Genomic DNA, 4,624 nt, shown 5'->3' with positions numbered 1-4,624 from the left:
TAAATTTCCAGTTCGAACATATTCGTAAATCAAATATATAAGAATTTTAGCTATAAAAGATCCAAGGGAGTCTCTATGAGCGATATAGATATTGAGTACTTGCAGCAGTGGGTAGGAAAGCAAGAAACCAAAGAAGATGATATTAGTCTTTTTCAGGCGCAAGCTTTGGCTGCGGCACTTGATAACGAGACTCTACCCGAGAAAGGTGATGCCTTACCTCCATTTTGGGAGTGGATGTATTTTCTGCCAACGCCAAAAGCCAGTGCAACAGGTGTTGATGGGCACCCGGATAAAGGTGGCTTTTTACCCCCTGTACCACTTCCTCGCAGGATGTGGGCGGCCGGTGAGGTTGAGTGTCATAAGGCTTTGATTATTGGCCAGCCGGCCTCTCGATTATCGACGATTGAATCTGTTGAACTTAAAACGGGTAGTACCGGCGTGTTGGTTTTCGTTAATGTTCGCCATGATATTTCACAAGCGGGTGAGCTGTGTATCAGCCAGGTACAGAATATTGTTTACCGGGAGCAACCAACAGAAAGAGCTGAGTTGCCACCAGGCAAGCCTGCGCTTTCTGAAGCCGATTTTTCGCAAGAAATCACGCCAAACCCAGTGTTGCTATACCGCTACTCGGCGCTGACTTATAACGGCCATCGTATTCATTATGATCGCGACTACGCGGTAAACGAAGAGCTGTATCCTGCCTTGGTTGTTCATGGGCCATTGCTGGTGACTTTATTGTTAGAACTTAAACGTCATAATATTGCCGATAAATCTTTGAAAACCTTCAAGTTCCGAGCGGTTAGACCGACGTTTGATACCTCGGTGTTTACCGTGTCTGGTAAGCGGGATGGCGATGATTTATCCCTATGGTCTGCTGATAATGATGGTTTTACTTGTATGACAATTAAAGCAAGTTTGGCCTAAGGATTCGTGAGCGAGAATAAAATGAAGAAATTAGACTACCCAGGCTGGCGTACGGCCTTGTTTATCCCTGTGCACATTGAGAAATTCGTCGCCAAAGCGCATACGCGTGGTGCTGATGCTTATATTCTGGACTTGGAAGATAGTGTTCCGCTAGAGCAAAAAGCAGAAGCTCGAGAGTGTGTGGTCCCGGCTGCGAAAACGGTTAGCCAGGATGGTGCTGCTGCATTGGTAAGAATCAACCTTGATGAGCGCTTTGCCATGGGCGATGTTGTCGCGTCGGTCAGTGAGCATGTTAGCGCGATTGTAGTGCCAAAGGTTGAGTCTGCTGACCAGTTACGGAAGTTCGCCGCTAAGATTTCTAAATTGGAACAGGAGCGAAATATTCCTCAAGGGCATACAGCGATTATTGCAATGATTGAGTCGGTTGATGCTTTACCCAAACTGGATGAAATCGCCTCAGCAGACCCGCGTGTTGTGGCGATGACTTTAGGCTCTGAAGATTTCTCGGCGACAGCTGGCATGCAGCCACTTCCTCAAACCTTGTTGCTGCCAAATCAGATGCTGGCATTTGCTTGTCGTCGTGCCAACATTATGCCTTTGGGTTTTCCAGGTTCGATAGCTGACTACAGCGATATTGATGCATTTACTGAAACGGTTAAGTTTGCCAAGCAGCTAGGTTTTGTAGGAGCCTTCTGTATTCATCCTAAGCAAGTAGAAGTCATTAATGCAGTATTGACGCCTAGCGCGGAAGAGGTAGAACATGCTGAAGGTTTGCTTGCAGCATTTGAAGCAGGCTTGGCTGCAGGCAAGGGAGCTGTTGAATATAAAGGCAAGATGATTGATTTGCCGGTTGTAGAGCGGGCAAGAGAATTATTGAGAAATGCTAAAGCTTTAGCATAGCCGACCTCTTTACTAGTGAGGGCTTGCTTATAGTGAGCCTCTTTCTAATTACTTAAAATATTTTTGATAAACCGTCTGAGTATATCCGCTTTCTTGTAAGTGCTTTAATGCTTGTTGGAATTGATAAGCAGCGGAGCCTTTATGGGGACTGGTTTTTTGATTGTTAAAGCCTAAAGCGCTGTTTTTATCAAATCTGCTATTTTGTTGTTGCTTAAAGTGTTTTGAATTAATAGAGAAGGCCGCTTTTAACGAAGAGTATTCCTTCTCAATTGCATTTGGGTGAAGCCGAAGGCCAATGTCACTAAACTGCTTAATGCGGTTTCGTTTTAAGTAATAATCCAAGATATCTATATCATATACGTAGAAATTACCTCTACCTAGTTTCAGTGCCTGAATTGCTTTATCAATAGGCAACTTGCCCATTTTCTGAATGCTTACTTGAGGAGCACCTTTGGCATATTCAGCGGAGCTACCTCCTAAAGGGACAAGCAAAGTACCTTTCGCCTTCTTAAAGTCTTTTATTTCGAAGTCTGTAATGTCTGAGACTAAGGCTTGTTTCGATAGAAAGCCATTGTCCAGCCAATATAAAAACTGTGATCTTTTTTCTGAAAAACCAGACGAGGGATAGAAATCGATATCACCTTCTTTAAGGTGATGATAAACACGTTTTTTAGGTAACCTTACGATTTCAAGTGAGAGTCCTATCATCTCTGCTGCTTTAGAGAAAAGTTCTCGGTATGCACCGCTATTATCATTTTTGTTGCCGATATAGGGCGGTTTGCTGCCTTCTTTATAGCCAAGAATGATAGTAGATTTATTGTCGGGAGAGGTAAGCGAAGTTTTTTCTTGTGAATAGCTAAGAGAGGCTTGTAAAGAAAGAAGAAAGCTTAGAATGAATACCCATCTTGTTGGATGTTTCATTTGTGCCTCCTTTTAGTTAGCTGCTTTGAAGCTGAAACAATGCGAGTAGCTCACTACTCGCATTATAGGCTTATCTATACAGCGTCACTACCGGTTTCGCCAGTACGGATTCGAATCACTTGCTCAAGTGATGAAACAAATATCTTTCCGTCGCCGATCTTTCCAGTATTGGCTGCATTTGTCATCGCTTCGATAACTTTATCTAGCATATCTTCACTGATCGCTACTTCTAGTTTAACTTTTGGTAGAAAGTCTACAACGTACTCAGCGCCACGATACAACTCTGTATGACCTTTCTGGCGACCAAATCCTTTAACTTCAGTAACTGTTATACCCTGAACACCGATTTCTGATAGTGCTTCACGTACATCATCAAGTTTAAAAGGTTTGATTATCGCAGTAACAAGCTTCATTCTATTCTCCGTTATCTTAAAAAGACTCGTAATTGTTCTGTTACGAGTAGTTATATCTCACTATAGTTGTTTATTCATTGATGCCAAGCAACTCAACATCAAAAATTAGTACCGAGCCAGCCGGGATGGCGCCAGCAGCTCTATTTCCGTAGCCAAGTTCGCTCGGAATAAATAATCGGGTCTTCTCGCCAACCACCATAAGTTGCAGACCTTCAGTCCAGCCTTTGATAACTTGATTCAAGCCAAAAGAGATAGGTTGTCCGCGAGCTACGGAACTATCAAAGACAGTGCCATCAGTTAAGGTGCCATGATAATGAACTTTAACTTTATCGTTTGCAGTAGGGTGGGCTTCTCCCGTACCGGCTTGAAGTACCTTATATTGAAGACCCGACTCGGTTGTGACAACGCCTTCTTTGGTCATGTTTTGGGCAAGAAACTCACTGCCTAATTGTTGATTCTCAACGGCTAGCTTTTTGTTTTGATTAGTGCGGTGGACGATGAATGCTGCAAGTGCAACAACAAGTATGACAACAATGATTTTTAACACGGGTGATTTGCCTTTTATTAAATCGGTATTGGAATGAAATAGATTCTAAATGATTCCCTGATCAAGTGCACATGCCATTGCGCCACCTAATTCCGAGCAATGGCTCTCAAACTCTTTTTGGTAAGCGCCTTTTAGTAAAAGGGGCTCCTGTACCCATCGCCACTTAAGGCCAGTGGTAATGGTTTCGAGAGCACGAATTGTACCTGTGCCATCATGACCGGCTCTAATATACGCGGCACAGGGTAAGCCTTGTTTCGCTTCTAAGCATGGGTAATAGCAACGGTCGAAGAAATCTTTGAGGGCACCACTCATGTAGCCTAGATTCTCGGTAGTGCCGAGTATAATGGCGTCTGCACTTAGTACATCTTCTGCTTGTGTTTCAAAAGGAGTTTTCGACTTGAATTCAACTTGCTCAAGAGCTTGGCTGATGACACCCTGGCACAGAGCTTGTTGTAGGGCTTGTGTATTTTCAGACGGGCTGTGGGCGACCAAAAGGAGTTTTTTCATTTCGCTTTGCTTGAGATACAAAGCTTAGGGTAGGAGTGGATTACTCATACCCTAGCCCTGTCTATTGGGTTATGGGTATGCATTCTCTACTGCAGACATTGCAGCGTCGACATCGCAGCTATGTCCAAGTTCGTTAAGCACCGCGCCTAAAGAGCTAACGCAGTAATCAACGTTTTTACGATTACAGCCATTGCCCATTAAGCCGATTCGCCATGCTTTGCCAGCAAACTTACCTAGCCCTGCACCAAGTTCCAAGTCGTACTGGTTAAGTAGTGTTGATCTAACAGTCGCATCATCAATACCTTCTGGAATCTTCACTGCATTAAGTTGAGATAGGCGAATATCTTTAGGCACTAGCATTTCAATGCCGAGCGCTTCTAGACCAGCAACCAGTGCCTTATGGTGCAGCTCA

General features: G+C 43.8%; 6 protein-coding genes and 1 pseudogene. 2 read left to right on the top strand and 5 right to left on the bottom strand.

The features are described from left to right. The first annotated feature begins 75 nt into the window (after positions 1–75). Both A3757_RS14925 and A3757_RS14920 read left to right on the top strand, forming a co-directional pair. Positions 76–924 (top strand): acyl-CoA dehydrogenase, encoded by an 849-nt coding sequence (locus tag A3757_RS14925; protein WP_068515820.1) that lies wholly within the window; start codon positions 76–78, stop codon positions 922–924. A 21-nt stretch (positions 925–945) separates the two neighbouring features. Next, positions 946–1,824 carry a CoA ester lyase gene (locus A3757_RS14920; RefSeq protein ID WP_068515818.1) on the top strand — a complete coding sequence of 293 codons (879 nt, stop codon included), beginning with the start codon at positions 946–948 and terminating at the stop codon, positions 1,822–1,824. A 48-nt stretch (positions 1,825–1,872) separates the two neighbouring features. On the opposite strand, the gene A3757_RS14915 is transcribed toward A3757_RS14920, so the two are convergent. The 5 genes and pseudogenes from A3757_RS14915 to A3757_RS26870 all read right to left on the bottom strand — a co-directional run. Further along, the gene (locus tag A3757_RS14915; protein WP_068515816.1) at positions 1,873–2,745 is read right to left on the bottom strand and encodes an ABC transporter substrate-binding protein; all 873 of its coding nucleotides are present in this window, start codon (positions 2,743–2,745) and stop codon (positions 1,873–1,875) included. Positions 2,746–2,819: 74 nt separating this feature from the next. Continuing rightward, positions 2,820–3,158, bottom strand: coding sequence for a P-II family nitrogen regulator (gene glnK / locus A3757_RS14910; protein ID WP_068509576.1), 339 nt, complete (start codon positions 3,156–3,158; stop codon positions 2,820–2,822). A 70-nt stretch (positions 3,159–3,228) separates the two neighbouring features. Further along, complete coding sequence (locus A3757_RS14905; protein ID WP_068509573.1) at positions 3,229–3,705, bottom strand: FKBP-type peptidyl-prolyl cis-trans isomerase; 477 nt, start codon at positions 3,703–3,705, stop codon at positions 3,229–3,231. 45 nt (positions 3,706–3,750) lie between these two features. Next, a complete protein-coding gene (locus A3757_RS14900) occupies positions 3,751–4,212 on the bottom strand; it encodes a flavodoxin family protein (protein ID WP_068509571.1) in 462 nt (153 codons plus the stop codon). A gap of 69 nt (positions 4,213–4,281) precedes the next feature. After that, positions 4,282–4,624: pseudogene (locus A3757_RS26870) on the bottom strand (alanine--glyoxylate aminotransferase family protein); the annotation flags it as partial.

The sequence above is a fragment of the Oleiphilus sp. HI0117 genome, from assembly GCF_001635235.1.
Note: the sequence above shows the minus strand (reverse complement) of the source record. Positions and strands in the feature narration are given on the sequence as shown.

Excerpts from the sequence above, each read along its gene's own strand:
- A3757_RS14925 (WP_068515820.1), top strand. The coding sequence starts at position 76 with ATGAGCGATATAGATATTGAGTACTTGCAGCAGTGGGTAGGAAAGCAA.
- A3757_RS14915 (WP_068515816.1), bottom strand. The coding sequence starts at position 2,745 with ATGAAACATCCAACAAGATGGGTATTCATTCTAAGCTTTCTTCTTTCT.
- glnK (WP_068509576.1), bottom strand. The coding sequence starts at position 3,158 with ATGAAGCTTGTTACTGCGATAATCAAACCTTTTAAACTTGATGATGTA.
- A3757_RS14900 (WP_068509571.1), bottom strand. The coding sequence starts at position 4,212 with ATGAAAAAACTCCTTTTGGTCGCCCACAGCCCGTCTGAAAATACACAA.
- A3757_RS14920 (WP_068515818.1), top strand. The coding sequence starts at position 946 with ATGAAGAAATTAGACTACCCAGGCTGGCGTACGGCCTTGTTTATCCCT.